This window comes from Pontibacter silvestris (genome assembly GCF_020907275.1).
GTDB classification, from domain to species: Bacteria; Bacteroidota; Bacteroidia; order Cytophagales; family Hymenobacteraceae; genus Pontibacter; species Pontibacter silvestris.
Genome location: NZ_JAJJWI010000065.1, coordinates 1 through 2,143 on the forward strand (window position 1 = coordinate 1; position 2,143 = coordinate 2,143).

Below are 2,143 nucleotides of genomic sequence, written 5' to 3' on the forward strand. Positions count from 1 at the left end.
GGGTACTCTCTTCCGAGCCTGACGTTCAGCTGCCAGAGCTCCGATGCCTCCGGCGCCTCCTATCTGACGCTGGACTTGGAGGACGGGCAGCTGGTGTGGGACGCTCCCTGCCGGCAGGGGCAGTACAACGTTGCCTTTGTGGTGGAGGAGTGGCGCGTGGCGCCCAACGGGGGAGCCGTCAAGCTGGGGGAGGTTGTGCGGGACATGCAGATCCTGGTGCGGGAGACCCCGAACCGGCCGCCTGTGCTCGAGCCGCTGGATACCTGCATCGTTGCCGGTGACGTTTTCCGTGGGACGGTTCGAGCCACGGACCCGGACGGGGACCTGGTGACGGTGACGGCTGCCGGGAGCGGGATCATCCCGCCTGCGACCTTCACGGTGACGGGTCAGTCGGCGGGTCTGACGACCGGTAGCCTGGTGTGGGGGACGGAGTGCGGCGACGTTCGGGAGACGCCTTACCAGGTTGTTTTCCGGGCCACGGACGTGCGGCCCAACAACGAGACGCGCCTGGCCGACCTGCAGCCCTGGAACATCCGGGTGGTGGGCCCTGCGCCGCAGAACCTCTCGGCGGCCTCCTCAGATCGCAGCGTGAGGGTGAGCTGGGACCCTTACCTGTGCCAGAACGCCGAGTCGATCCGCATCTACCGGCGGGAGGGCCCCTCGGGCTTTGTGCCAGATGTGTGCCAGACGGGTGTTCCGGCGAGCACGGGCTACGTGCTGATCGCCGAGGTGGGTGCGGGGGAGACGAGCTTTCTGGACAACGACGGCGGCGGTGGCCTCCGGGCGGGCACCGAGTACTGCTACATCGTCTACGCCACCTTCCCGCGGCCTGGCCGAGGGGAAAGCCTTGCCTCCAACGAGGCCTGCGTGGTGGTGGACCAGGACATCCCGTACCTGACCAACGTGACGGTGGACGCGACGGACGCCTCGCAGGGGCAGATCACGGTGCGCTGGACGCCTCCGCGCGACCTGGCCAACCTGACCCGGCCGCTGGAGTACCGGCTTTACCGCCGTGCGGGCCCGGGTTTTGCGGAGGTTTTCCGCAGCCAAGGCATCGCCGCCGACACTTTCTTTGTGGACAGGGGGCTGAACACGGCGGAGGAGGCTTACCGCTACCGGCTGGAGTTCTACCAGGCGCCGCAGGCGGGGGCGCCGCCGACGGCGCTGCGCGACAGCACGGAGGGCTCGAGCGTGCGGCTCTCGGTGTCCGCGGCAGCCGCGGACGAGGCGGCCCTGGAGCTGAGCTGGACGTATGAGGTGCCGTGGGACAACAGCGGCTTCAGGCACTACATCTACCGGGAGGTGGAGGGGCAGTTCACCCTGATTGACAGCGTGGAGGTGACGGGCGGCAGCGGCGCCTACACCGACAGGGTGGCCTTCGGCGGGGCAGGCCTTCCGCGAGGGCAGGCGTACTGCTACTATGTGGTGACGCAGGGGGCCTACGGCATTGCGGGCATTCCCTCTCCGCTGCTCAACAGCAGCCAGCGGGCGTGCGCGGAGCTTCCGCGCCTGCTGTGCCCGCCGGTGCTGAGCGTGGACGCGCTGGACTGCGAGGCGTTCCTGTCCAGCCCCACGCCTGCGCCTTACCAGAACGTGCTGACGTGGGTTCCGCAGGTGACGGGGGACTGCACCGACCAGATCGCCTACTACACGGTTTACTTCCGGGAGAGCAGCGAGGAAGAGTACGTTGTGCTGGGGACGACGACGGAGACGCGCTTTGTGCACGGGGGGCTGAGCTCTTTTGCGGGTTGCTACGCGGTGACGGCCACGGACGCCTCGGGTCGGGAGAGCGCGCTGAGCAACGAGGTCTGCAAGGACAACTGCCTTCACTTCGGCCTTCCGAATGTGATCACGCCCAACGGGGACGGGCGCAACGATGTCTTCCGTCCGGACGACAGGACGGTGTTCGTCCGCTCGGCGCGCCTGAAGGTTTACAACCGCTGGGGGGTGCAGGTGTATGAGGGGGAGAGCGACCCCTACATGAACTGGGGCGGAGTGGACGGGGAGGGGGCCCGCCTGTCGGACGGCACCTACTACTATGAGGTGGAGGTGGAGTTCTACACGGTGGACCCCACCAGGAGGAACGCCCGCTACAAGGGGTGGGTCGAGATCGTCAGGTAAACCAACATAAGAATGAAAAGAG

Annotated in this window: 2 protein-coding genes; both read left to right on the top strand. The window is 67.4% G+C overall.

What is annotated here, in order from left to right:
* Positions 1-281: hypothetical protein (locus LN995_RS21455; protein ID WP_229963145.1), on the top strand; the 281-nt coding region annotated here is incomplete at its 5' end.
* Complete coding sequence (locus LN995_RS21460) at positions 205-2,121, top strand: T9SS type B sorting domain-containing protein (protein WP_229963146.1); 1,917 nt, start codon at positions 205-207, stop codon at positions 2,119-2,121. The genes LN995_RS21455 and LN995_RS21460, both read left to right, overlap by 77 nt.
* Positions 2,122-2,143 lie beyond the last annotated feature (22 nt).